This window comes from Hymenobacter gummosus, assembly GCF_003970915.1.
GTDB lineage: Bacteria > Bacteroidota > Bacteroidia > Cytophagales > Hymenobacteraceae > Solirubrum > Solirubrum gummosum.
In genome coordinates this window covers 14704-38258 of the sequence record NZ_RXOF01000024.1, presented here as the reverse complement: position 1 = coordinate 38258, position 23555 = coordinate 14704, and the positions used below count along the sequence as shown (strand labels likewise).

The window sequence follows — 23555 nt, the reverse complement described above, 5'->3', positions numbered from 1 at the left end:
AGCCACCCGCGGCTGCTTAACCGAAAAAGCCTTCCTGCCTGGTGCGGGGAGGCTTTTTCATTAACAATCAACGCAATATAATTCAGTGCTTCGTTCTGACTATTAGCGCAATACCGGCGTTGCAAATACCCTGACCTGCGCCGTAACTTGCAGGGGCGGATGCCCGGCTGCCGGGCGCCCGTCTGTACCGCTCTTCCTGCACTTTCCCACCCATTTGCGTATGCAACAATCTTACTCCCGCCGCAGCCGGCGCTGGCCGCTGCTGCTGGCCTTGCTGCTGCTGTTTGGCCTGACGGGCCAGGCCCAGCAAACCCACAAAAAAGTAGTACTCCAGGCCTTCTGGTGGGACTACTGGAACTCCAACTACCCCGCCGGCTGGGCCAACTACCTGGTAGACCTGGCCCCGCGCCTCAAGAGCATGGGCATCGACGCGGTGTGGATTCCGCCGACCTCGAAAAACAAGAACGCCGTGTCGGACGTGGGCTACTCGCCCTTCGACCACTACGACCTGGGCGACAAGTACCAGAAGGGCGGCACCGGCACCCGCGTGGGCACCAAGGACGAGCTGCTGCGCCTGATTGCGGTGCTGCACGCCAACGGCATCGAGGTCATTCAGGACGTGGTGCTCAACCACGCCGACGGGGCCGGCACCAACACCGGTGCGGGCGGCCAGGACCCGGAGCCGAATTACTCCCTGCCCACCAACTCGGGCTACAAGACCTTCCGCTACGCCTGCTACGCCACGCCCCTGCCCGAAACCGGCGAAACGGCGGCCGAATACCTCGTGCGCCAGGGCCGCTGGACCAAAAACTACCCCAACTTCCACGGCCACCTCGGGCACAACGACACGGGCCAGCCCATGACCGCGCCCTACTTCGGGCCCGACTTCTGCTACGGTGACGACGGCGGCTCCGACGGCTACGGCCCGAGCACCAACTCCGGCTACAACCCCACCCAGGGCCCCGGCTACTCCCGCGACCAGGCCCGCAGCTGGCTGCTGTGGCTCAAGAAGCAAACCGCCGTCGACGGCTTCCGCTGGGACGCGGTGAAGCACTTCAGCTACGCCGCCCAGCAGGACTGGAGCTACAACCTGAAGTACCTGGCCGGCTGGGCCAACGGCGGCGAGGCCATGTTCAACGTGGGCGAGTACGTGGGCGGCAAAAACGAGCTGGACGGCTACGTAAACGACGTGCGCTACCGCAACAACGGCTCGGAGTTTCTCATGGGCACCTTCGACTTCGGGCTGCGCGAGGGGCTCAACAACATGGTCAACGGCAACGGCGGCTTCGACATCGGCACGCTGCCGGACTACCAGCAGGCCCAGGCCGTGGCCCAGTACGGCTCGGGCGCGTCGGCGGTGTACGTGCACCGCACGGTGCCCTTCGTCAACAACCACGACACCTTCCGGCCCCAGCTGTCGGCCACCGGCAACTACACCGGCTGGAATACCGGCTCGGAGCTGGCCCCGCACATCGACCCGTTCAACCCGCGCCTCTCGGTCGCCTACGCCGTGGCCTTTGCCTTCGACGGCAGCCCGCAGGTATTTTTTGAGGACCTGTTCAACGTGGGCGGCACCGGGAAGCGGTTTTCGCACCTGCCGTCTTCCACCACCGACCTGCCCGTGCGCGACGATTTGGTGAACCTGATCTGGTGCCACCAGAACCTGCGCTTCAAGGACGGTGCCTTTAAGAAGCGCGGGCAGAGCCCCGACCACCTCATCATCGAGCGCAGCGCCAAGGCCCTCATCGGCATCAACGACAACTGGGACACCTGGCAGCAAACCTGGGTTGATTCGGACTTCGCGCCCGGCACCGTGCTCAAGGACTACTCCGGGGCCAACGGCTCGGCCACCTACACCGTGCCGCAGGACCAGCGCGTGCCCGTGAACACGCCGCCCTGCAACGGCTCGGCCCTGGGCGGCCGGCGCGGCTACTCGGTGTGGGCGCCGGTGGGCCAGGATGCCAACAACGTGCTGCCGGCCCGCGCCACCGCCACCACCCAGGAGTGGGAGCTGGCCGACGACCTGGGCGACCGGAACTGCCAGAGCCTGGGCCAGGGCGGCCGCCTGCCCGATAACTCCACCAACCAGCGCGTGGTGGGCAAAATCTACGTGCAGGCCGGCCAGGCGGTGAGCTACGAACTGTACCCCGAGCTGCCCAACACCGGCCGCCAGCTGACGTTTGGCCTCTACGACTTGCAGGGCAGCCGCCTGCACACGGCCAGCGGTGCGGCTACCATCACCGGCACCTACACGCCCGCCACTACCGGCTGGCTCGCGCTGAAGCTGCGCAACACGGCCGCCACCTACGGCGGCCAGCGCTGCTACGTGAAGGTAACCTACACGGCCCCGACCGGCCCCGACGCCCGCACCACCCTGGCCGCCAATACCGCCGCCATCTGGACCGGCAACGACAACAGCACCGACCCCACCAACTGCCGCAACTGGGAAGGCGGCCTGCTGCCCGCAGCCGGCGTCGACGTGCTGGTGCCCGCCGGTAGCAGCGTGATGCCCGACCTCAGCGGCGGTACCCTGCTGGCCCGCCACCTGACGGTGGAAGCCGGCGCCGCGCTGACCCTGGACGCCGGCACGACCCTGCGCCTGACGGGTAACCTGACCGCGGCCGGCACCCTGACGGCCGGCGGCACCGTGGAGCTGGCCGGCAGCAGCACCCAGACGCTGAGCGGCCCGGGCCTGAGCTTCGCGGGCCTGACCATCAACAACCCCGCCGATGTGCGCCTGCTCAGCCCGGTAAGCGTGACGGGCGCGCTGACGTTCAGCAGCGGCCACCTCGTCCTCGACGACCAGAACCTGACCCTGACGGCCACCGCCACCATCAGCGGGGCCGACCAGAGCCGCTACGTGGTGACCAAAAACGACCCGGCCAGCGGCGGGGCCGTGGTGCGCCCGGTGGCCGTGGGCACCACGGTGCTCTACCCGGTGGGCACGGCTGCCAGCTACACCCCGCTTAGCCTGCTGAACACCGGCAGCACCACGGCCACCGTGCCCGTGCGCGTGGCCGGCGCGGTGCTGCAAAACGGCACCAGCGGCGCCCCGCACGCCCAGGCCACCGCCTTCGTGAACCGCACCTGGGACGTGAGCCCCAGCGGCCCGCTCACGGCCGATATGACCTTCCAGTGGAACAGCAGCGACGAAAACGCCGGCTTCGACCGCAGCCGGGCCGCCGTGATGCACTACAACGGCAACGGTAGCTGGGGCTCCTACGCCTCGTCGGCCGTGAGCGGTAGCGGGCCGTACACGCTGACGGCGGCGGGCGTGAGCAGCTTCTCGCCCTTCAGCGTGGGCACCAGCGGCACGGTGTTGCCGGTGATGCTGCTGCGCTTCGCGGCGGAGCGGCAGAGCGGCGGGGCGGTGCTGCTGCGCTGGGCCACGGCCCAGGAGCAGGACAACGCCTATTTTGAGGTGGAAAAATCGACCGACGGGCGCAGCTTCCGTGCCCTCGGGCGGGTGGCGGGCCAGGGCACCAGCAGCCACCGCCACGACTACCAGCTCCGCGACGCGGCGGCCCCGCAGGCGGCTTACTACCGCTTGCGCCAGGTGGATACCGACGGCCGGGCCACGCTGAGCGCGGTGCAGTACGTGGCCGGCGGCACGCCGAGCCTCACGCTCACGCCCAACCCCACCACCGGCGAGGTGCGCCTGCTCGGCCTGCCCGCCGACGCCAGCCTGCAGCTCACGCTGCGCACCGCCGCGGGCCGCACCGCTTACGAGGGCCGGCAGCTGACGCCCGCCGCGGCCGAGCAGCAGCTCAGCGAAACGCTGCGCCGCCTCGCGCCCGGCGTCTACATGCTCACCATCGGCCTCGAGGGGGGCCCGCAGCAGCACCTGAAAGTGCTCAAGCAGTAACGCCAGCCGCGGACTAATACTTACCGCAGCAACGGCCGCTCCCGGTTTCGGGGGCGGCCGTTGGCGTTGGGTGGGTAATGGGTAGTCGGACAAAAGCTATCCGTCCTATTACCAATTACCTCCTACCAACTACCTGGCTCAGTCGACGGCTTCGGTTTCGGGGGCGTTCGGGTCCAGCAACTCCTGGTACTCCTGGTGCTGCTCCACAAACTTGCGCATGTAAGGGCAACCCGTGCGCACGCGCAGGCCCTCGGCGCGGGCCCAGTCGAGGCCGGCGCGGGCCAGGGCTTCGGCGGCGCCCTTTCCGCGCAGGTGCTCATCGACGAAGGTGTGCTGGAAATCGACCACCCCGCCGGCGGGGCGGCTGTAGGCCAATTCGCCCTCGTAGCCGTGGGCCGTCAGGTAAAAAGTCTGGTCTTCGGATTGGTGTTCGACGTGCATGGAGGCTGGCATTCAGAGCGGAGTGGCGTTGGTACGGAATAGCGGCTTGCTGAGTACGCACCGCGGCCCTCGTCCGTTCGGGCCGGTTTTGCGTACAAGCCAGGGCCGGTGCTCCCACCACCGGCTGCCAAAGCTCTTACCCCCTATGAATCAAACTCCTACCTCCCCAGGCCCCGCCGGGTCGGCTCAGTCCCCCACCGCCCCGGCCAGCCCCGCTTCCCCTGCCTCCCCGACCGCCCTGGCTTCGGTGGCTACCCGCCCGGCCCTGCGGGTGCGCTACTGGGAACACATGGACCCGGCCAGCCGCAGCCTCTACCCCGTCGACTAATTCCTTTTCCGCCCCTTGAGTTTATGAGCAAGTCCACGCCTGAACCCGCCCCCGAGTCCCAGCAGCCCCATAACGCCGGCGCCCTGCCGCCCCAGCCCAATCCGGAAGGCACCACGCAGTCGATGCTGGACCGTGAAACCTACGGCCAGATTCTGGACCAGCCCGCCCCCGACGCGGACACCTCCGATTTGACCTCGGCCATCAACCAGCCGGCTTCCCAGCACCTCGGCAACGAGGAGCGCGTGCCCGGCGAGGAAAACCGCAACGTGCGCGCCGACTAAGCCGCCCTGCCTCCCGTAGCCGCCCCGGCGGGCCGCTTCTTCCCGATGGGTTGGAGCAGGCCCGCCGGGGCGGCGGCGTTCAAGGCTAAAAGTTAAGGTCCCCTGCTCAGCTGATTCCGCGCATCAAGCGGCGTGGGGCTGGGGGTGGTTGGAGAACCAGAGTTAGAAATTACTGTCTATAGTCAGCACGCGAGATGTCTCGCGGGGCTCGACATGACAGATGATTATAGCCTAGGCTTTTCTAGCTCTGGTTTTTCAACTATCCCCCAGTCCCACGCCCCTTGGTGCGCGAAATCAGCTGAGCAGGGGAACTAGCTGTTAGCTCTGCCTTGGCCGGCGCTTGAAACCAAGCAACCAGGTTTACAATCAACCACTTTCATCCCCTTGCCGCAGCCGAATTCGGCCACTGCCGCGCCGGCTGCGTACAGCCAGTAGTACGTTCCATCTTCAATCCCACGCAACCATGGCATCGAATTCCAAGTCCGGCGGCGCCGATAAGCCCGAGCGCCAGCAGCCGGCCGACCACGCCGCCGACCGCCCCGACGCGGCCCAGGAAAACAACAACACCGAGGGCGGCAGCACGGCCATGCTCAACCGCGAAACCCACGGGCAGATTATGGCCCGCAACGTGGCCGACCGCCTCTATTCCGACGGCAGCGACGACACGGCCACCCCGCGCCCACCCACGCTCAGCGACGATACGGCCGGCTTCGACCCGGAAAACCGCACGCACTAACCCCCTTGCTGCCCCAAGCCGCCCGGCCGCTTCCTCCGCGAATCGGCCGGGCGGCTTTTTGGCGCCCATGCGGTAGATATGGCCCGCACCCTGTTTCTTCGTAGCATGAGTATTCAGCCCCTGATGGAAGCGCACTGGCCCGCGGTCAGCGCCATTTACGCGGCTGGCATTGCCACCGGCAACGCCACCTTTGCCACCACCGTGCCCGCCTGGGACGAGTGGCACCGCGGCCACCTCGCGCATAGCCGCCTAGTGGCCCTCGACGAGGCCGGGCAGGTGCTGGGCTGGGCGGCGTTGTCGCCGGTGTCGGGGCGCTGCGTGTACGGGGGCGTGGCCGAGGTGAGCGTGTACGTGGCGCCCGCAGCGCGCGGCCGGGGCCTGGGCCGGGAGCTGCTGCTGGCCTTGATAACCGAATCGGAAGCCAACAGCATGTGGACGCTGCAGGCCGGCATCTTCCCCGAAAACGAGCCGAGTGTGCGCCTGCACGAGGCCGCCGGCTTCCGGCTGGTGGGTCGGCGGGAGCGAATCGGGCGCATGGCCGACGGGCGCTGGCGCGACACGCTGCTGCTGGAGCGCCGCAGCGCCCTGGTAGGCACCGAACAGGCCCTGGAGGTGACGGACGGGCGCTATGCGTAACCGGGCCTGGCAAGCGGCTTTGCTGTCCGAAGTCCTGGGCACGGCCTTTCTGATGCTGCTGGGCACCGGCGCGGTGGTGGTCGACGAGCTGCGCGGGGGCATCGGGCACGGCGGGGTGGCGGCGGCCTTCAGACTGGTAGTCGTAGCGCTGATTTACACCTTCGGCGAAGTATCGGGCGCGCACCTGAACCCGGCCGTGACGCTGGCTTTTGCCGCGGCGGGGCGTTTCAGCTGGCGCCGAGTGCCGGGCTACGTGCTGGCCCAGACGGTGGGCGCCCTGGGCGGCAGCCTGCTGCTGCCCAGGGCTGTTCCCCACGGCCAGCACGCTCGGGGCCACGCTGCCGGCGGGCTCGGCGGGGCAGTCGTTTGGGCTGCTGACCTTGCTGCTGATGCTGGTGGTACTGCGCGTATCGACCGGGGCCAAGGAGAAGGGCATTACGGCCGGGCTGGTGGTGGGCGCCGTGGTGGCGCTGGAAGCCCTGGTGGCCGGCCCCATCTGCGGGGCCTCAATGAACCCGGCCCGCTCCCTGGCGCCGGCCCTCGTCAACGGGCAGCTGCAGCACCTGTGGGTGTAGCTTACGGCCCCGGTGCTGGGCGCTTTGCTGGCCGTGCCGATGGCGGGCCTGCTGCAGCCCGAAGCCGAGTTAGCGCCCGAGGCCGCAACGGCCGCCGCGCCCGTTCCGCCCCCTACGGGCAGCCTGAGCCCGCGGAAACCTGTCGAAAATCAGCCGGGCTGAGGCCGGGCTACTGCGGCGGAACTCGTAAACTGCGGCCCCGACCGCGCCACCGTCGGCGCGGCCCCATTTCGCCCCGCTCATGCTGACCCTGCTCGTCCTGACCGACTTCTCGGCCGCCGCCGACCACGCCCTGCATTATGCCGCTGCTCTGGCCGCGCCTGGCGGCGCCCAGCTGGTGCTGCTGCACGTGCGCCCCAGCCTGCTCAGCCCCGATGCCCTCACGGCCGGCTCCGTGGCCGAAACTGAGGACGAGGCCCACGCCCTGCTGCGCCAGCGCCTGCAGACGCTGCCCGCCGCCCTGCCCGCCAGCGCCGCCGTGGTGAGCGGGGAGCTGGCCGCCGAGGTGACGGCCGCCGTACGCCAGCGCGGCGCCGATTTGCTGGTGCTCGGCCGCCCCGAGCTAGGCCCGGTGCCCGACGAGCTGGTGCGCACCACTTCCCTGAGTCTGCTGCGCCACCTGCCCTGCCCGCTGCTGCTGGTGCCCCAGGGCAGCGCCGCCGCCGTGCCCCCGCAGCGCGCCCTGCTGGCCGTCGACGAGCAGCCGCTGCCCAGCGTCCGCAGCACGGCCGGATTGGCGCCGCTGCTGGGCCAGGCCGCCCTCACGGTCGCCTTCGTGGCCGACGACGCGGGCGCCAGCAACCCCGCCCGCGCCTTCGACAATGCCCGGCAGGCGGGGCTGCTGGCCGGTTTTGGGCCGGCCGAAGCGCAGGGCTACGCCCACCCGGAGCCCGCGGCGGGGCTGGCCGCGGCGGCCCGGCAGCTGCAGCCCGATTTGCTGGTACTGGTGGCCCGGCGCCGCAGCTTTCTGGGCCAGCTGTTTCACCAGAGCGTGACGGCGGCCGTGGTGCGCGAGGCAACTCAGCCCGTGCTGGTGCTGCCGGAGCACGCCGACTAAGCGCTTCGGGTCGCCGCGGGTAGCCAGAATTCGGGCAAATCCGTTCTAACTTTACCGCAATGTTACCTCCGGCTGCCGCCCCCGGCAGCCGGTTCATTTTCCGGCATTACCTGGCTTCTATGCGCAACTTTTCCTCTCTCCTGCTGGCCTTGTGGCTAACCATCGGGGCGGCTCAGGCCCAGATTCCGCAGAACCCCGCCCCGGCCGCGCCCGACACCACCAAGAAGTACGTGGACCCGGTAAACGAGCCGGTGGCCAAGCAGCCCTGGTACAAAAGCAAGCTGTTCAAGGCGACCATCGTTCCGGCCCTGCTCATCGGCTACGGGGCCAGCACCATCAACGGCAACGGCATCTACAGCAGCTACGACGCGCGCCGCGACATCCGGCGGGCCTTCCCCAACTTCCACACCAAGGTCGACGACTACCTCATCTTCGCGCCCTACGCCGAGCTGGCCCTGGTGCAGATTGCCGGGGTGGAAGGCCGCAACGACCGGCTCAACACCCTGCTGGTCATCCTGAAATCGGAGGCCATTTTCGGGCTGACGACCTTCGCGGTGAAGAACACCACCAAGGTGCTGCGCCCCGACGGCTCGACGCGCAACTCCTTCCCCTCGGGCCACACGGCGCAGGCTTTCCTGGCCGCCAGCATCGTGCACACCGAGTTCCGCGACAAAAGCCAGTGGTACGGCATCGGGGCCTACACCATTGCCACCGGCGTGGGCGCCCTGCGCATGCTCAACAACCGCCACTGGCAGTCGGACGTGGTGGCCGGGGCGGGCGTGGGCATCCTGTCGGCCCACATCGGCTACCTCACCCACCGCAACCGTTGGGGCCGCAAGCCCCTGCCCGGCAAATACGGCGTGATGCCGCTGCTCTACCCCGGCGCCACCGGCCTGACGGTGGTCTGGCGGCCGCAGTAGGGTTAGGGTAGGAGAAAAGAACGTCATCCTGAGCAGAGCGAAGGACCTTCCTCGCACCCCGCACTGCCGCTGATGCCAACGTGCAGACGTTGCTCTGTCAGAACGATAAGAGCGCAGCCACCAACGCCCCAGAAGTTGGTGGCTGCACTGTTTACGGCCCTCAGTAGAGCGTATGCACTTCATAGGTTACGGCGGTGCAGGGTGCGAGGAAGGTCCTTCGCGTTGCTCAGGATGACGTTCTTTTTTCCCCCTCACAACTCTTACCCCCACACCCTCCTACCCTCCTACCCCTCCCATAACCCCTGCCGGACCTGGGCCGTTAGCCAAGGCTCACGACCAATCATTTACTCCATGAATGCCACTGAATCGCGCCGGCAGTTTCTGCGGCAGGCCGGGCTAGGCGTGGCCGCGGCGGCCCTGACCGGGCCGGCCGCGGCGGCTTCGCTCTCCCCTTCTGTTATGCAGGACGAAAACCAGAAAAAGCTCGGCTTCGCCATTGTAGGCCTGGGCAAATACGCCACCGAGCAGATGATGCCCGCCTTCAAGGACTGCAAGCACGCCCGCATCACGGCCCTGGTGAGCGGCTCGCCCGATAAGGCCCGTAAGCTGGCCGCCGAGTACGGCGTCGATGCGAAGAACATCTACAGCTACCAGAACTTCGACTCCATCAAGGACAACCCGGCCGTCGACGTGGTGTACATTGTGCTGCCGCCGGGCCTGCACGCCGAGTACACCATCCGGGCGGCGCAGGCGGGCAAGCACGTGCTCTGCGAAAAGCCTATGGCCAACACGCCCGAGGAATGCCAGCGCATGATCGAGGCCTGCAAAAAGGCCGGCAAGAAACTGATGATTGCCTACCGGGCCCAGTTCGAGCCGTTCAACCTCGACGCCATCGAGCGAATCCGCAAAGGCGAGCTGGGCAAGCTGCGCATGGTCACCGCCGACCACGGCCGCCAGGTGCAGCCCGACAAGGACCAGGCCGACACGTGGCGGGTGCAGAAAAAGCTGGCCGGCGGCGGCTCGCTGATGGACATCGGCATCTACTCGCTCAATGCCGCCCGCTACCTCACCGGCGAGGAGCCGGTGGAAGTGACGGCCCAGGAGTACTCCGACAAATCGGACCCGCGCTTCAAGGAGGTGGAAGACGTGATTCACTTCACCCTGCGCTTCCCCAGCGGCGTGCTGGCCAGCTGCACCAGCGCCTATAGCATCGAGGGGGTGAAGCGGTACCGGGCCTACGGCGACAAAGCCTGGCTGGACCTGGACCCGGCCACCGACTACTACAAGCACCAGATGAAAATCGGGGACAAGGACGGGGAGCGGCAGCCGCAGATCAAGGAGGGCAACCAGTTTGCCGCCGAGCTGGACCACATGGCCGAGTGCGTGATGCAAAACAAGACGCCCAAAACGCCCGGCGAAGAAGGCCTGCGCGACATCAAGCTCATCATGGCCATCTACGAGGCGGCGCGCAAGGGCAAGCCGGTCAGGGTGTAAGCACGGATTGGTGCGGATTTGGCTGCGCCTTCCTTCGGGTCACGGATGTTAGCTCCGCTGACCTTTGGTTGTGGACGATTATCGTCCGAACGACGTGGTGCCACGGCTTTGAGCCGTGGCACCACTGTTTTTAAGCTGCTGATAGCCCCGGGGAATGCCCCGCCGCGGGGTGTCCCGTCGGCTTTGACTTTGCGGCCTCAGCCTTCCCCGAGGCCGTAGCGTTTGCGCGAAGCCGTACGGTGCAGCGACCAGCCGCTGAGGCTGAGGCCGCCGTAGTAGTTGCGGCCGGGGGCGGGCTGGAAGTAGCGGCCCCCAAAGGCGTTCAGGTCGTTGCCCAGGGAGTAGCGCCGGTCGGTGGCGTTGTCGACGCCGAGGTAGGCATCCAGCGTCAGCAGCCCGAACAGCTCGGTGCGCCAGCCGCCGCGGGCCCCGAAGGTCCAGTAGCCGGCGGCGTAGTCGGTGTTGGCGTCGTTGAGGGGCAGGCGGGCCTGGTGGCTCACGGTGGGGCTCAGGTAAAAGCCCGGCTGCCCGGACAGGTCGAAGCCGGCGGTGAGCGTGTGCGGGGCCGTGCCGGTGAGGCGCTTGCCGCTGAAGTCGGTGCCGCCCGAGGCGTAGCGGCCGAAGCGGTAGTGCTGGTAGGCGTAGCTGCTCCACAGGCGCAGGCCGTAACCGTCATTGGCCAGAGCCCGTTTGCTGGCTCCCAGCGGGTACTCCGCGTTTACCCGCCGCCACAGCCAGCCGCTCAGGGCCACTTCCACGCCGCGCTGCCGGGTGTGGCCCGCGTTGTAGAACAGCTGCTGGCCCAGGTCGTTGGTGCGCACCACGATGGTATTGCGCAGGCGGAAGTCGTAGGCGGCCACGTCGAACTTCAGGCGCTGGTTCAGCACTTCGCCGCGCAGGCCCACTTCGTAGCTGCGGCCGCGCTCGGCCTGCAGCGCCTGGTTCAGGGAGCCGTCGGAGGGGCGGATTTCCTCTTCCGTGGGCGGGGAGAAGCCGGTGCCCACGCTGGCGTAGGCCGAAATCTGCGGGGTCAGCTCCTTGAGCAGGGCCAGCCGGGGCGAGAGTTCGGGGCGAAACGTGCGGGCTATATCGTAGGGCTGCGGGGGCGCGTTGAGGGCGTCCTGCAAGCGGCGGATGCGGTAGCGCAGGCGGTTGTAGCTGGCCCCGGCCGTGAGCAGCCAGCCGTGGGGCAGCTCCCAATCGGCCTGGGCGAAGGCGAAGCCGGTGAGCGTGCCGATTTCGTCGTCGTAGCGCAGCGGCCCGGGCTGGCCAGCGCGGTTCTGGTAGTTGCGGCTGCTCTCGAAGGAAGTCTGCACCTCGGCGCCGGCGGCGAGGCGCAGCAGCTGCCCGGCCAGGCGCGTGCGGTAGTCGAAGCGGCTGCGGGCGCCGGTGCCCACCTGCGTGTTCCGCTCGAAGTCGACCAGGTAGGGCGTGCGAATGACGCTGCCGGTGCCGTAGACGGTGGTTTTGCCCGTCAGCCGCTCCGAGAAGCGCACCTCGTGGGTGGCGCCGAGCAGCAGGGTGCGCGAGGCGTAGTAGGTGCGCTGGGCCACGGTGCCGGGCGCGGTGGCGGTGCCCGGGCGGGCCTGCCGCGGGTCTTGCTCGAACTGCGCCCGGGTAAGGCCGCCCGGCAGCTGGTAGCGCAAATCGGTGTAGAGCAGGTGCAGGCCCAGCGTCTGGCATTCGGTGGCGGCCAGCTCGCCGTCGAGGGCCAGCACGTCGCGGCGCAGGGCACTCTGCTGGCGGTAGCCCCGCAGCTCCTGCCGGACGTAGTGGGCCCGCACGAAGCCCTTATCCGTAGCCGTTTCGGCGGTGGCCTGGTAGCGGCGCAGGCCAAAGGAGCCGACGGCCACTCCCAAACCGGCGCGGGTCTGGCCGGGCGTGGGGCGCTTGTTGCTCAGCAGCACAGCCCCACCGGTGCCGGCCCCGTAGGCGCTGCCGGCCGGGCCCTTGATGACCTCGATGCGGCCGAGCTGGCTGGGGTCGAGCAGGTTGAGCGGGGTGCTGCCGCTGGCCTCGGTGAAGGGAATGTCGTGGTAGTACACCTTCACGTTGCGCACTCCGAACGGGGAGCGGAGCGTGCTGCCGCGCACGCTGAGCCGGTAGCTGGCCGTGGCCCGCTCTTCCAGCCGCACCCCGGGCAGGGTGTTGACGGCCTGGGTAAGGGCCGCCTCGCTGAAGCGCCCGATGACGCCGGCCTCGACCACGCCCACGGCGGCGGCGGTGCGGCGCAGCGGTAGCCGCTGCCCGTAGCCCGTCACGGTAGCCTCGGGCAGCAGCCGGGGCGGCGGAGCCGGGCGGGTGGTGTCGGGCGGCAGGGCCGGGGATTGGGCCAGCAGAACGGCGGGCAGCGTAGTCAGAAGCAGCAGAAGCGGCGCGGAGCGGTAGGGCATGCAACAGGTAAGGAGTACGCCTGCGCCAACGGGAAAGCGGCGGGCGGGGTTGGCTACGAGCGTAACCGGCGGGCCGCTTCCGGGTTTTGTGCTATTTGACACCGCTTTCTATGCGGGGTAGCAGGGGCAGTTTCCGAATAGGCACCGTATAGGCACTCCGAAAGCAGAGCGAAGGGAGCATTTGGTAAAAAGACAATATCCTGCCTTCCTACCGGATGCCTATACGCCCCGGGCAGCTTACGGCGTTAGGGGAGGCATGTACGTGGTTCGACGACACTCGCGCAGGTTGTTTTTCCCGGCGGGGCTGCTGGCTTTGGCCTGGCTGCTGTGCCTGGGCTGCGCGCTGCTGGCCGCGCGGCCGGAGCTGCAACGGTTCCGGCAGCGGGTGTTGCAGGTGAGCATGCCGCCGCTACAGCAGGCATCCACCAATTTTGAGAGTGTACGGGTTTCTTTTTTCCCGGCGGAGATATACGCCTCGCCAGCCCGGCTCGACACGATGCACCCCTGGCACACCGTGCAGTTCAACGGCAACGTGTGGCAGGACGACCTGAACCTCCGCACCGCTAAGTTTGTAGCCCGGCAACTGCACGCCGACCCGGACCACGACCGGGGCCTACGGATTCAGTTCGGCCAAGGCAGCCAGTACCGCAACCTGGTGGCTATGCTGAATATGTTTCAGGTGGTTGGGCTGAAGAAGTACTGGTTTGATACGCAGCACCGGCCAACAGTCATGTATCCGACGGCTTTGTATTCGTACACCGTGCCGGGGTACCATGCCTCATACCCTAGCTTGACTTGCGAGGTCCTTCAATACCTTCCACCGCCCCCACCCTGGCAACAGCAGTTGCGCGCTGAACTGCTGGCCGCGTTTGAGCCCGCCACCTGGCGCCCCCTGTTCCGCCCCAACTGGCGCTACTCCACCCTGCTGCTGCTCCTGCTGCCGCTGGCCGCCGCCTGGCAGCTGCGCCGGCTCCGGGCCGCTAACTCCGCCCGCTGATGCCGCGCCGTGCCCGCCGCCCCCTGCGCTTTACCCTGAGCGCGCTGCCGCTGACGCTGCTGTTGCTGCTGGCCCTGCAGCGGCTGGCGGGGGTGGCGTTTCCGGCGCCGCGGTACGTGATGCAGCTCAGTATGCCTATCCTATGGGCCAAGGCGCTGGCCAGTATGCAGGAGGACCGGGCACGGGGCTATCCGCCCATCGTCTTCACCCTTCCGCCCGATCTGGACCAGCGCCGCCGCTGGCACCGCTACGCCCTCATCGGCAACGCGGGGCACGACGCGGCCATGCTGCGGGCGGTGGCGGAGCGGCTGCAGCGCGGGCAGCGGTATCCGGCCGAGCAAAGCAACGTGCGCATCAGCTTCGGGCCGGGCACGCGGTATGGGCGCCTGGTGGATGTGCTGGATCTGATGCCGCAGCTGGGCCAGAAGAAGTACGCCCTCGACCTGTACCGCCCCGAGCCGGTGCTGTACGTGTTTGCCCCGCGCCGCCGCGGCGACGGGTGGTAGCGCCGCGCCGCGCAACCCCGCGGCCCAATTGGGAGTTTGAACGAACCTCATCCGTCAAGCTCTACCAATGCCGCAACCAACCGCCGCCCCGCTCCTCCTCGCCGCCACCCTGCTGCTGGCCCTGCCCGCCGTGGCTCAGAACGTGCCGCCCGAGGCTACCCCTTTTAAGATGACGGGCAACATCTACCTGCCCAAAAAGCTGCCCGCCACGCCCGAGCGCCTGGCTACGCTGAAGGTGCCCGCCGGCTTCAGCATCCGCCCCTACGCCGAGGGCCTCGACATGCCGCGCATGCTGGCCGTAGCCCCGAACGGCGACGTGTACGTGTCGAACCGGGTGAAAGGGACGGTGACGCTGCTGCGCGACGCCGACCACGACGGCAAGGCTGAAGTGCAGCGGCAGGTGCTGCAGAAGCCGCACGCGCACGGCCTGGCCCTGAAAGACGGCAAGCTGTACGTGGCCGCCGTGCGCGAGCTGTACGTGGCCGACGTGAAGGCCGACGGCACGCTGGGCGAACCGAAAACGCTGTATAAGGACCTGCCCGACGCCGGCCAGCACGCCAACCGCACCCTGCGCTTCGGGCCCGACGGGCAGCTGTACCTCTCGGTGGGCAGCACCTGCAACGCCTGCGACGAGGACAACCCCGAAAACGCCACCCTGCTGCAAATCAAGACCGACGGCTCGGGCCGCACGGTGTACGCCCGCGGCCTGCGCAACACCATCGGCTTCGACTGGCACCCCACCACCGGGCAGCTCTTCGGCATGGACCACGGCATCGACTGGCTCGGCGACGAGGACCAGCGCGAGGAGCTGAACCAACTCCGGCAAGGCGCCCACTACGGCTGGCCCAGCATCATTGCCGACGGCAAGCCCTACCCCGCCAACAAGCCCAAGAGCGGCGACTCCTACGAGCAGTTCGACGCCAAGTGCGTGCGGCCCAGCCTGCTCTACGAGGCCCACTCGGCCCCGCTGGCCCTGAGCTTCGGGCGCGGCACCAGCTTTCCGACCGAGTACCAGCAGGACGCCTTCGTGACCATGCACGGCTCCTGGAACCGCGCCCAGCCCTCGGGCTACAAAATCGTGCGGGTGCGCTTCAACGCCCAGGGCCAGCCCGAGCGGTTCGAGGACTTCGCCACCGGCTGGCTGAACCCGGCCGACAAAACCGAGTTTGGCCGCCCCTGCGCCCTGGTGCCCGCCCCCGACGGCTCCCTGCTCGTCTCCGACGACGACAACGGGGTCATCTACCGCATCAGCTACACGGCCACCCGGCAGGCCCCGCTGCCGGTGAAGAAGGCGAAGGGGTAAGATGGTAGTAGGACGTCATCCTGAGCAAAGCGAAGGACCTTCCTCGCACCTTGCACCGCCGCTGATGCCACTGTGCAGACGTTAATCAGCACCAACTGACAAGCGCAGCCACCACGGCCCGGATGATTGGGCGTCGGTAGCTGCGCTTTGTAGTTGGTCGGCCCCCGTGGCTAAGCTTCTGCACTTCGTAGGCAGCGGCGGTGCAAGGTGCGAGGAAGGTCCTTCGCTTTGCTCAGGATGACGTTCTGATATCCCCGTAACTTACCCGCCCTATGAAAAAACTCGCCGGCAACCTCACGTTTCAGGTTCTCACCGCCATTCTGCTGGGCGTGCTGCTCGGGGCGCTGTTTCCGGCAGTGGGCGCGGCCATGAAGCCGGTGGGCGAGACGTTTATCCGCCTCATCAAGATGCTCATTGCGCCCGTCATTTTCCTGACGGTGGTGCTGGGCATTGGCAGCATCGGCAGCCTCAAGAAAGTGGGGCGCGTGGGCGGCAAGGCCCTGCTGTACTTTGAAATCATTACCACCCTGGCCCTGGTTATCGGGGTGGCGGCGGCCAACCTCCTCCGGCCCGGCGCGGGCGTGGATACCTCGGCCGCCACGGCCAAGGCGGCCGAAACGCAGAAGTACGCCGAGCAGGCCGCGGGCATGGACTGGGTGGGCTTTTTCACCCACATCGTGCCCGAAAACCTGGTCGGCGCCTTCGCCCAGGGCGACGTGCTGCAGGTGCTGCTCATTGCGGTGCTCTTCGGCCTGGCCCTCACCCGCCTGCCCGAGACGGTGAGCCGCCCGCTCATCAGCACCTTCGACCGGCTGAGCCACGTGCTGTTCGGCATGCTGGCCATGGTGATGAAGCTGGCCCCGCTGGGCGCCTTCGGGGGCATGGCCTACACCATCGGCACCTACGGGCTGGATACGCTGCTGCCGCTGGCCAAGCTCATGGCTTCGGTGTACCTCACCATGGCCGTGTTCATCTTCGGCGTGCTCGGCGCGGTGGCCCGTTACTATAAGTTCAGCATCCTCAAGCTGCTGGGCTTCATCAAGGAGGAGTTGTTGATTGTGCTCGGCACCTCGTCGTCCGAGTCGGCCCTGCCCCGGCTGATCGACAAGCTGACGGCCTTTGGCTGCTCCCGCTCGGTGGCCGGGCTGGTCATCCCCACGGGCTATTCCTTCAACCTCGACGGCACCACCATCTACCTCTCGATGGCCTCAATTTTCCTGGCCCAGGCCTTCGGCATCCCGCTCAGCCTCTCGCAGCAGCTCACCATCATCGGCATTCTGATGCTCACCAGCAAGGGGGCGGCGGGCGTCACCGGCTCTGGCTTCGTGGTGCTGGCCTCCACGCTGGCGGCCACCAAGGTCATTCCCGTCGAAGGCATGGCCCTGCTGCTGGGCGTGGATAGGTTTATGTCGGAAGCCCGCGCCATTACCAACATCATCGGCAACGCCGTGGCCACGGTGGTGGTAGCCAAGAGCGAGAATGAGTTCGACGAGGTGAAAAACCGCCTGGCCCTGGCCGGCGTGGTGCACGCGGAGAGTGAGACGGTGGAGGAGTGACTGAGTGACTGAGTGGATAATAAAGCCCGTCATCCTGAGCAACGCGAAGGACCTTCCTCATACCCCGCACCGCCGCTGCCTACAAAGTGCCAACGCTCTGACGTCAACAACTTCCAACAGTAAAAGCGCAGCCACCGATGGTAGCTGCGCTTTTACTGTTCTCACGCCGGTTAGCGGCGGCGCGTTGGTATGGGCGGCGGTGCGGGGTACGAGGAAGGTCCTTCGCGTTGCTCAGGATGACGTGCTTTTTATCCGCTCGTCCTAATCACCCGCTCATCCACTCACCCTAAAACTTCGCCGCCAGGCCGACTTTCAGGTAGCTCTGGTCGTAGCCCAGCTCGGCGAAGGCACCGATGCTTTCAGTGAAGTAGTAGCGCGCGCCCAGGAACAGGCCCGAGTACACGCCGGTGGAGCTGGCGGCCATGCCGCCGAAGGTGCTGCTGCCTTCCCACTTCACGCCGGCGTGGCGGATGCCCAGGCCCAGGCCGGCGTAGGTGTCGAGCTTGTCGACCAGCGGGTAGTGAAAGGCCCCGCGCACGCCCACGATGACGTCGGTGAACTTGTAGCTGCCGTAGCCGCCGAAATCGGACTTGGCGCCCTGGTAGCCGGCGTACACGCCCACGCCCAGCGTGCCGGGCCCCAGTTCGCGCAGGCCCCGCTCGTAGCCCAGGCTAAAGGCCGGCGACACCGACACGCCCGAGCCGGCGTAGCTGTAGCGGCTGCCCAGGCCCACGCCCAGGTTTACCACGTTGTCGCCCACATTGAAGGTGCTGCCGCTGGCCTGGGCGCGCTGGGGGCCGAGGGCGGGGCCGCCGGGCTGGCCGGCCTGGGCGGAGAAAGACAGCAGGGCGCTGCCGAGCAGCAGCAAGGAGGAGGAGAGGTTTTTCATGCGGATTGGAGGTTGTCGGCAGAGGCCGTGCAGCCGGCCCCGAGGCCCGCCCGCACGGCCCCAAACCGCGGTGGAATACGCTGCAAAACTGCGTTTGCGGCCGGCCCGGGCGCAATCCGCGCTGCCGGGCATTTTTCGCCTCCGCGCCCTCCCTGATGCGCGTCCGTGCCAGCCCGGAGGCCTACTGGAGGTAGAACTCCAGCGGCAGCTCGTACTCCGAGGCCGCGGGCAGCCCTTCGCGCCAGGCCGGGCGCCAGCGCGGCATCTTCTCCACCACCCGCAGCGCCGCCTCGTCGCAGCCCGCCCCGATGCCCTTGCGCACCCGCGGGGCCTGCACCCGGCCCTGCTCATCAATGCGGAACCGCACGAATACCCGGCCCTCCACCTGGTTGCGCAAGGCCAGCGCCGGGTATTTCAGCTCCTGCTTCACCCAGCGCTGCAGGGCCTCTGCCCCGCCCTCAAAACCGGCCGGCTGGTTGGGCTCGAAATAGGCCGTGTCGTGGCCCGCGGCGGTAAAGCAGCGCCTCCCGATGAGCTGGCCCCGGCGGTAAGTTTCCAGCCGAATCAGCTGGCCCGCCGCGTTCCAGACGCGCCAGGCGCCGTGCCGCTGCCCGCGCTGGTAGGGCAGCTGCCAGCGGCGGCGGCCGTCGGGGTACCAGCTCTGGGCCAGGCCGTGCAGCTGCCCGCGCTGGTAGCTGAGCAGGGCGGTGCGGCGGCCGTCCGTCCAGCTGGTGCTCGGGCCGTGCAGCCGGCTGGCGGCCAGGTTGCTGTACGTTTCCCGGTGCAGGCGGCGGCCATCGGGGCGGTAGGTAGTCACGGTGCCGCCCGCGCCCTGCCGCTGCGTCAGGGTGTAGTAGGCGGCCGAATCGGGGGACGCGGTGCGGCGGCCGGCGGCGGTGAAGTAGGCGCGCGGCGGCGCTTGGGCGGCGGCTGGCCGGAGGGGCAGCAGGCTCAGCAGCGCGGGCAGCAGCAAAATAGCCGGGCGAAGCATGTGGAAACGGGTGGAGTGCAACATCTCCCCCTTGATGCCGCCCCAAAGTGGTTTCCATAAGCTGCCATGCCCGATTCACCCGTTTACCTCACCATTCAGGCACCCTGCCAGGAAGCCTGGGCCCGCATGACGCCCACCGCCTGCGGCCGGTTTTGCCAGAGCTGCCAGAAGGAAGTGCTGGATTTCACCGATTTGGCCCCCGCCGACATCCTCGCCATCGTGCGCAGCCGCCCCGCCGGCAGCGTGTGCGGCCGCATCCCCGCCGATACCCTGGCCGCCAGCCGGCAGCAGGCCGAGGCCGCGGCGCAGCGGCGGCCCTGGCCCGGCGCCGCCCCGCTGCGGCAGCTGCTGGCGGCCCTGGCGCTGCCGCTGCTGACGCCCCCTGCGGCCCTGGCCCAGTCGGCCGCCCCCACCCAGCTGGCCCCGCCCACGGCCCCCGACCAGCCGCCGCGCCTGCTGCGGGTGCGCGTGCTCGACGCGGCCACCAACGCCGGCCTGGGCTTGGCGCGGGTGGAGCTGTGGCGGCTCGGGGCCCCGCTGCTGACGGCGCAGACCGAAGTCGATGGCACGGTGCAGCTGGCGGTGCCGGCCGAGTACTGGGCCGAGGTGCTGAGCGTGAAGGCCGAGCTGCCCGGTTTTCCCGGCGCGGAGCGGTCTTTCACCCCGGCCGCGGTGCAGGGCGCGCTGGCCCTGCCGCTGACGGCCGGGCCGGTGCCGCTGCCGCAGGTGCGCACAGTTGGCTACATTCCGCCGCAGCGCCATAGAGCAATAATGGGCGGCATCGGGGCCATGACGGTGTACGAGCGGCCCTCCTTGCTGAAGCGCGTGGTGGTGTACCCGCCCTGGCGGCTGTACCTGCGCACCAAGCGCCTGGCCCGCAACCTGTATTTCCGGCTGCGGGACTAAACCGGGTCGGGGTCAGCGAAATGACCCGAAAGGCGCAATAAGATGGCCTTTGGGGAGCCAAAAAGCCGGTTTTCGCGTTATTGAAGGCTGATTCTTCCCTTTCGCCTTATTCCGGCGCCATGCCCACGCTCTCCCCCACCCTCCGCAAAGCCCTGCTCAACCTGCCCCAAAAGGAAAAAGACCAGCTGCTGGTGCGCCTCGTCTGCCAGGACAAGGTGCTGACCGAGCAGCTGCAGTTCCGCCTGCTCGAGGGCGACGAGGCCCTGGAGGAGCGCCGCAGCCGCCTGCGGGAGCGAATCGACGACCCGGTGCGCGGCTACCACCAGACACCCAACGACTTGCTGCTCATTCTGCGCCAGCTGCAGAGCCAGATCGGCTACCACAGCAAGATTACCGCCGACCAGTTCGGGGAAGTGGAGCTGACGGTGCGCCTGCTCAACAACGTGTTCCGGCATCAGCCCGCCGCCGTGGCCCGGCTCAGCGGCACCACCCAGCCCCTGCTCAGCCACCTGGCCCGCCGCGCCGACACCACCCTGCGCCTGGCCGACAAGCTCGACCCCGACTACCACCTGGAGCTGGCCGACGGCGTGAACGAGCTGCTGACCCACCTCTGGAGCAGCGCCGCTGCCCCCCTGGCCCGCGACCTGGGCCTGCCCCGGCAGTGGGGCAGTTTCCGCTAGGCCCGTCCCAAAATAGGACAAATTATATTATTGCCTTCCGGCGAAAAAGTATAAGATTACCACTCCAACCCGCTGCTGCGGGGTAGCTGCTTTTTCTGGCGTTTCTGGCTGCTTATCAGCACCGGGCCTGCTTCGGCAGGCTCCCGGCCGGGTTGGCTATGTCCGTATCACCCGTCTCCAAATCATACCAAAACCCATGCCTCCTACTCCTACCCTGCCCGAGCGGCTGAACCTGAAAACGGACTTCATCAGCCCCGGGGCCGGCAACCGCTCCGGCCGCGCCCTCACGCTCACCCACATTACCATTCACAACACCTCCAACGCCGACCGCGGGGCCGACGCGCTCATGCACGCCCGCTACGTGAAGGGGGCCGACGCGGTGAAGCGGCGCGTGTCGTGGCACTTCTCGGTGGACGACAAGCGCTGCGTGCAGCACCTGCCGCTGACCGAGCAGGGCATGCACGCGGGCAGCAGCCTGGGCAACGCCCGCAGCCTCGGCATCGAAATCTGCGAAAACGCGGGCATCGACCAGGCGGCGGCCAACCAGCGCGCGGCCCTGCTGGCGGCCGCGCTGCTGCAGCGCTTCGGCCTGCCGCTGGAGCGCGTGGTGCCCCACAAGCACTGGTCGGGCAAGCAGTGCCCCCACCTGCTGCTCGACGCGAAAGGCACCATCGGCGGCTTTCTGAAGCTGGTGAAAGCCGAGCTGGCCAAGCTGCCGGCCGCCCTGCCCCCGGCGCTGGCCGACGGCCGCGCCGGCACCGGGCCCGCCCTGGCCCTGGCCGCCGACGCTACGGCCGCCGTGACGCCCGCCATGACCCGCGCGGCCGCGCCCACCGACCAGCTCTTCGCCCTCGACGCGGAGGGCACCAGCAGCGACACGGTGCGGGCCAACCGGGTTATCAGTCTAGCGGGCAAGGGCAAAGCCACCGGCCCCAGCTACGTGCTCAACGCCCGCCCCGACAGCCTGGACTTCCGCGACGCCCTGTTTGTGCCCACCCTGCGCGAAGTGCCGGCTACCCGCTCGCTCGAGGAGTATCAGCACCTGGCCCAGCAGTGCGGCGTGCCCGTGCTCGACCAGGGCCGCGAGGGCGCCTGCACCGGCTTTGCGCTGGCCACGGTAGCCAACTACCTGCTCGGGCAGCGCGCCCGGCCCTGCCAGCCCGTGTCGGCGCGCATGCTCTACGAAATGGCCCGCCGCTACGACGAGTGGGAGGGCGAGGACTACGAGGGCTCCAGTGCCCGCGGGGCCATCAAGGGATGGCACAAGCACGGCGTGTGCACCGAGCAGGCCTGGCCCAGCCTGGGCCCCAACGGGCACCGGCTCACCGGGGAGCTGGCCCAGGCGGCCGGCCGCTGCCCGCTGGGGGCGTACTTCCGCGTCAACCACAAGGACCTGGTGAGCATGCACAACGCCCTGGCCGAAGTGGGCATTCTGTACGCCACCGGCATCGTGCACGAGGGCTGGCAGCGGGTGGGGGCCGACGGCCGCATCGAGCTGGGCGACACCCGGCTGGGCGGCCACGCCTTCGCCATCGTGGGCTACGACGAAGAGGGCTTCTGGCTGCAGAACTCCTGGGGCGACACCTGGGGCCGGCAGGGCTTCGCCCACCTGAGCTACGACGACTGGCTGGCCAACGGCACCGACGTGTGGGTGGTGCGCCTGGGCGTACCGGTGCAGCTGCGCACGGCCCAGGCCGTGGCCGCCGCCCGCTGGAACGGCGCCGTGAAGGCCAATTCCTACAGCTTCCCCGATTTGCGCCCCCACGTTATCAGCCTGGGCAACGACGGGGGCCTGCGCCGCACCGGCACCTTCGGCAACGACGAGGAAGAGGTGCGCCACCTGCTGCTGGAGGAGTTTCCGCGCATCACCCAGGGCTGGCAGCGCAAGCGGCTGCTGATTTACGCCCACGGCGGGCTGGTGGCCGAAAACGATGCCCTGCAGCGCGTGGCCGAGTACCGGGCCGAGCTGCTCAAGCACGAGGTGTACCCGCTGGCGCTGATCTGGAAAACCGACTTCTGGACCACCATCACCAACGTGCTGCAGGACGCGCAGCGCCGCCGCCGCCCCGAGGGCTTCCTCGACGGGGCCCTGGACTTTGTGCTCGACCGCCTCGACGACTTCCTGGAGCCGGTGGCCCGGCACGCGGGCGGGCGCATGCTCTGGCAGGAAATGAAGGAAAACGCCCGCCTCGCCACCGAAGGCCCGCAGGGCGCCCTGCCCCTGGTGCTGGAGCTGCTGCAGGAGCTTGGCCCCGAGGTGGAGCTGCACGTGGTGGGCCACAGCGCGGGCTCCATCGTGCTCGGACCCTTCCTGCAGCTGCTCACCACCGCCGGGCGCATCGGCTCCGGGCCGCTGAAGGGGCAGCAGGGCTACGGGCGCCAGGTGGCCAGCTGCACGCTCTGGGCCCCGGCCGTTACCACCGAGCTGTTCCTGGAAACCTACGCTCCGGCCATTCAGAACGGTAGCATCGGGCGCACGGCGGTTTTTGCCCTGCACGACGCGGTGGAGCAGGACGACCACTGCGCCAACATCTACCACAAGTCGCTGCTGTACCTCGTGTCGAATGCCTTCGAGGAAGCCACCGTGCGCCGGCCCTTCCCGCACGACCGCGGCACGCCGCTGCTGGGCATGGCCAAGTTCCTGACCGGGGATTTTGCCGACGCGGACGTGGCCGCTATGGTCAAGAAGGGCGACGTGGAGCTGGTGCTGGCCCCCGAAATCCGCAGCAGCACCGCCCCCGACTTCAAGCCCGAACGCCAGTCGGCCAGCCGCCACCACGGCGACTTCGACGACGACGAGCCAACCGTGCGGGCCACGCTGGCGCGCATCCTGGGCGCAGGTCCGGCCCTGAACGCGTTGAAGGCGGAACCGGCCAACAAAAACCTGTTTCGCAGCAACGCCGACTCGCTGCAGCAGCTCCGCCAAAGCCTGCCGAACCCCGTCAGCAATTCCCGGTGAGATGGTGAAATGGTGAATTGGTGATTTTGACGTGCCAACCAC

20 protein-coding genes and 1 pseudogene are annotated in these 23555 nt (G+C 68.3%); 17 read left to right on the top strand and 4 right to left on the bottom strand.

Annotated elements, in window-relative coordinates:
* Positions 1-220 precede the first annotated feature (220 nt).
* Positions 221-3865, top strand: a complete 3645-nt coding sequence (locus tag EJV47_RS27165; protein WP_126696368.1) for an alpha-amylase domain-containing protein — start codon at positions 221-223, stop codon at positions 3863-3865.
* A 138-nt stretch (positions 3866-4003) separates the two neighbouring features.
* Here EJV47_RS27165 and EJV47_RS27160 read toward each other — a convergent pair whose 3' ends face one another.
* Positions 4004-4306, bottom strand: coding sequence for a GNAT family N-acetyltransferase (locus EJV47_RS27160; protein WP_165903958.1), 303 nt, complete (start codon positions 4304-4306; stop codon positions 4004-4006).
* A gap of 145 nt (positions 4307-4451) precedes the next feature.
* Here EJV47_RS27160 and EJV47_RS27155 point away from each other — a divergent pair, with 145 nt between their 5' ends.
* From EJV47_RS27155 to EJV47_RS27120, 9 genes and pseudogenes are all read left to right on the top strand, one after another.
* Positions 4452-4634 carry a hypothetical protein gene (locus EJV47_RS27155; RefSeq protein ID WP_126696366.1) on the top strand — a complete coding sequence of 61 codons (183 nt, stop codon included), beginning with the start codon at positions 4452-4454 and terminating at the stop codon, positions 4632-4634.
* Between the two features lie 23 nt (positions 4635-4657).
* On the top strand, positions 4658-4915 hold the full coding sequence (locus EJV47_RS27150; protein ID WP_126696365.1) for a hypothetical protein: 258 nt from the start codon (positions 4658-4660) through the stop codon (positions 4913-4915).
* 463 nt (positions 4916-5378) lie between these two features.
* The gene (locus EJV47_RS27145; protein ID WP_126696364.1) at positions 5379-5651 is read left to right on the top strand and encodes a hypothetical protein; all 273 of its coding nucleotides are present in this window, start codon (positions 5379-5381) and stop codon (positions 5649-5651) included.
* Between the two features lie 105 nt (positions 5652-5756).
* Positions 5757-6287 (top strand): GNAT family N-acetyltransferase, encoded by a 531-nt coding sequence (locus tag EJV47_RS27140; protein WP_126696363.1) that lies wholly within the window; start codon positions 5757-5759, stop codon positions 6285-6287.
* A pseudogene (locus tag EJV47_RS29185) lies at positions 6280-6552 on the top strand (aquaporin); the annotation flags it as partial. The gene EJV47_RS27140 and the pseudogene EJV47_RS29185, both read left to right, overlap by 8 nt.
* Positions 6553-6676: 124 nt before the next feature.
* Complete coding sequence (locus EJV47_RS29005; protein WP_207896014.1) at positions 6677-6862, top strand: aquaporin; 186 nt, start codon at positions 6677-6679, stop codon at positions 6860-6862.
* A gap of 241 nt (positions 6863-7103) precedes the next feature.
* Complete coding sequence (locus EJV47_RS29000) at positions 7104-7919, top strand: universal stress protein (protein ID WP_126696362.1); 816 nt, start codon at positions 7104-7106, stop codon at positions 7917-7919.
* Positions 7920-8038: 119 nt separating this feature from the next.
* Positions 8039-8839, top strand: a complete 801-nt coding sequence (locus EJV47_RS27125; RefSeq protein WP_165903957.1) for a phosphatase PAP2 family protein — start codon at positions 8039-8041, stop codon at positions 8837-8839.
* 351 nt (positions 8840-9190) lie between these two features.
* A complete protein-coding gene (locus tag EJV47_RS27120) occupies positions 9191-10333 on the top strand; it encodes a Gfo/Idh/MocA family protein (protein ID WP_126696360.1) in 1143 nt (380 codons plus the stop codon).
* A gap of 197 nt (positions 10334-10530) precedes the next feature.
* Here the strand turns inward: EJV47_RS27120 and EJV47_RS27115 are convergent, their stop codons facing one another.
* Entirely contained in the window at positions 10531-12726 is a 2196-nt protein-coding gene (locus tag EJV47_RS27115) for a TonB-dependent receptor family protein (RefSeq protein ID WP_126696359.1), read from the bottom strand.
* A gap of 256 nt (positions 12727-12982) precedes the next feature.
* Here EJV47_RS27115 and EJV47_RS27110 point away from each other — a divergent pair, with 256 nt between their 5' ends.
* From EJV47_RS27110 to EJV47_RS27095, 4 genes are all read left to right on the top strand, one after another.
* Positions 12983-13723 carry a hypothetical protein gene (locus tag EJV47_RS27110; protein ID WP_207896013.1) on the top strand — a complete coding sequence of 247 codons (741 nt, stop codon included), beginning with the start codon at positions 12983-12985 and terminating at the stop codon, positions 13721-13723.
* Positions 13723-14229 (top strand): hypothetical protein, encoded by a 507-nt coding sequence (locus EJV47_RS27105; RefSeq protein WP_126696357.1) that lies wholly within the window; start codon positions 13723-13725, stop codon positions 14227-14229. Before EJV47_RS27110 ends, EJV47_RS27105 begins: the two co-directional genes overlap by 1 nt.
* Positions 14230-14296: 67 nt before the next feature.
* Positions 14297-15532, top strand: coding sequence for a PQQ-dependent sugar dehydrogenase (locus EJV47_RS27100; protein WP_126696356.1), 1236 nt, complete (start codon positions 14297-14299; stop codon positions 15530-15532).
* A gap of 272 nt (positions 15533-15804) precedes the next feature.
* Positions 15805-17088 (top strand): dicarboxylate/amino acid:cation symporter, encoded by a 1284-nt coding sequence (locus EJV47_RS27095; RefSeq protein WP_126696355.1) that lies wholly within the window; start codon positions 15805-15807, stop codon positions 17086-17088.
* Positions 17089-17374: 286 nt separating this feature from the next.
* Here EJV47_RS27095 and EJV47_RS27090 read toward each other — a convergent pair whose 3' ends face one another.
* Entirely contained in the window at positions 17375-17977 is a 603-nt protein-coding gene (locus tag EJV47_RS27090) for a hypothetical protein (RefSeq protein ID WP_126696354.1), read from the bottom strand.
* Between the two features lie 181 nt (positions 17978-18158).
* Positions 18159-18968, bottom strand: coding sequence for an energy transducer TonB (locus tag EJV47_RS27085; RefSeq protein WP_126696353.1), 810 nt, complete (start codon positions 18966-18968; stop codon positions 18159-18161).
* A gap of 66 nt (positions 18969-19034) precedes the next feature.
* Here EJV47_RS27085 and EJV47_RS27080 point away from each other — a divergent pair, with 66 nt between their 5' ends.
* From EJV47_RS27080 to EJV47_RS27070, 3 genes are all read left to right on the top strand, one after another.
* Positions 19035-19874 carry a hypothetical protein gene (locus tag EJV47_RS27080; RefSeq protein ID WP_126696352.1) on the top strand — a complete coding sequence of 280 codons (840 nt, stop codon included), beginning with the start codon at positions 19035-19037 and terminating at the stop codon, positions 19872-19874.
* A gap of 119 nt (positions 19875-19993) precedes the next feature.
* Positions 19994-20554 (top strand): hypothetical protein, encoded by a 561-nt coding sequence (locus tag EJV47_RS27075; protein ID WP_126696351.1) that lies wholly within the window; start codon positions 19994-19996, stop codon positions 20552-20554.
* A 196-nt stretch (positions 20555-20750) separates the two neighbouring features.
* Positions 20751-23513: an N-acetylmuramoyl-L-alanine amidase gene (locus tag EJV47_RS27070; RefSeq protein WP_126696350.1), complete on the top strand. Its 2763-nt coding sequence runs from the start codon at positions 20751-20753 to the stop codon at positions 23511-23513.
* The last annotated feature ends 42 nt before the right edge of the window (positions 23514-23555 follow it).

Excerpts from the sequence above, each read along its gene's own strand:
- EJV47_RS27165 (WP_126696368.1), top strand. The coding sequence starts at position 221 with ATGCAACAATCTTACTCCCGCCGCAGCCGGCGCTGGCCGCTGCTGCTG.
- EJV47_RS27160 (WP_165903958.1), bottom strand. The coding sequence starts at position 4,306 with ATGCACGTCGAACACCAATCCGAAGACCAGACTTTTTACCTGACGGCC.
- EJV47_RS27155 (WP_126696366.1), top strand. The coding sequence starts at position 4,452 with ATGAATCAAACTCCTACCTCCCCAGGCCCCGCCGGGTCGGCTCAGTCC.
- EJV47_RS27150 (WP_126696365.1), top strand. The coding sequence starts at position 4,658 with ATGAGCAAGTCCACGCCTGAACCCGCCCCCGAGTCCCAGCAGCCCCAT.
- EJV47_RS27145 (WP_126696364.1), top strand. The coding sequence starts at position 5,379 with ATGGCATCGAATTCCAAGTCCGGCGGCGCCGATAAGCCCGAGCGCCAG.
- EJV47_RS27140 (WP_126696363.1), top strand. The coding sequence starts at position 5,757 with ATGAGTATTCAGCCCCTGATGGAAGCGCACTGGCCCGCGGTCAGCGCC.
- EJV47_RS29005 (WP_207896014.1), top strand. The coding sequence starts at position 6,677 with ATGCTGGTGGTACTGCGCGTATCGACCGGGGCCAAGGAGAAGGGCATT.
- EJV47_RS29000 (WP_126696362.1), top strand. The coding sequence starts at position 7,104 with ATGCTGACCCTGCTCGTCCTGACCGACTTCTCGGCCGCCGCCGACCAC.
- EJV47_RS27125 (WP_165903957.1), top strand. The coding sequence starts at position 8,039 with ATGCGCAACTTTTCCTCTCTCCTGCTGGCCTTGTGGCTAACCATCGGG.
- EJV47_RS27120 (WP_126696360.1), top strand. The coding sequence starts at position 9,191 with ATGAATGCCACTGAATCGCGCCGGCAGTTTCTGCGGCAGGCCGGGCTA.
- EJV47_RS27115 (WP_126696359.1), bottom strand. The coding sequence starts at position 12,726 with ATGCCCTACCGCTCCGCGCCGCTTCTGCTGCTTCTGACTACGCTGCCC.
- EJV47_RS27110 (WP_207896013.1), top strand. The coding sequence starts at position 12,983 with ATGTACGTGGTTCGACGACACTCGCGCAGGTTGTTTTTCCCGGCGGGG.
- EJV47_RS27105 (WP_126696357.1), top strand. The coding sequence starts at position 13,723 with ATGCCGCGCCGTGCCCGCCGCCCCCTGCGCTTTACCCTGAGCGCGCTG.
- EJV47_RS27100 (WP_126696356.1), top strand. The coding sequence starts at position 14,297 with ATGCCGCAACCAACCGCCGCCCCGCTCCTCCTCGCCGCCACCCTGCTG.
- EJV47_RS27095 (WP_126696355.1), top strand. The coding sequence starts at position 15,805 with ATGAAAAAACTCGCCGGCAACCTCACGTTTCAGGTTCTCACCGCCATT.
- EJV47_RS27090 (WP_126696354.1), bottom strand. The coding sequence starts at position 17,977 with ATGAAAAACCTCTCCTCCTCCTTGCTGCTGCTCGGCAGCGCCCTGCTG.
- EJV47_RS27085 (WP_126696353.1), bottom strand. The coding sequence starts at position 18,968 with ATGCTTCGCCCGGCTATTTTGCTGCTGCCCGCGCTGCTGAGCCTGCTG.
- EJV47_RS27080 (WP_126696352.1), top strand. The coding sequence starts at position 19,035 with ATGCCCGATTCACCCGTTTACCTCACCATTCAGGCACCCTGCCAGGAA.
- EJV47_RS27075 (WP_126696351.1), top strand. The coding sequence starts at position 19,994 with ATGCCCACGCTCTCCCCCACCCTCCGCAAAGCCCTGCTCAACCTGCCC.
- EJV47_RS27070 (WP_126696350.1), top strand. The coding sequence starts at position 20,751 with ATGCCTCCTACTCCTACCCTGCCCGAGCGGCTGAACCTGAAAACGGAC.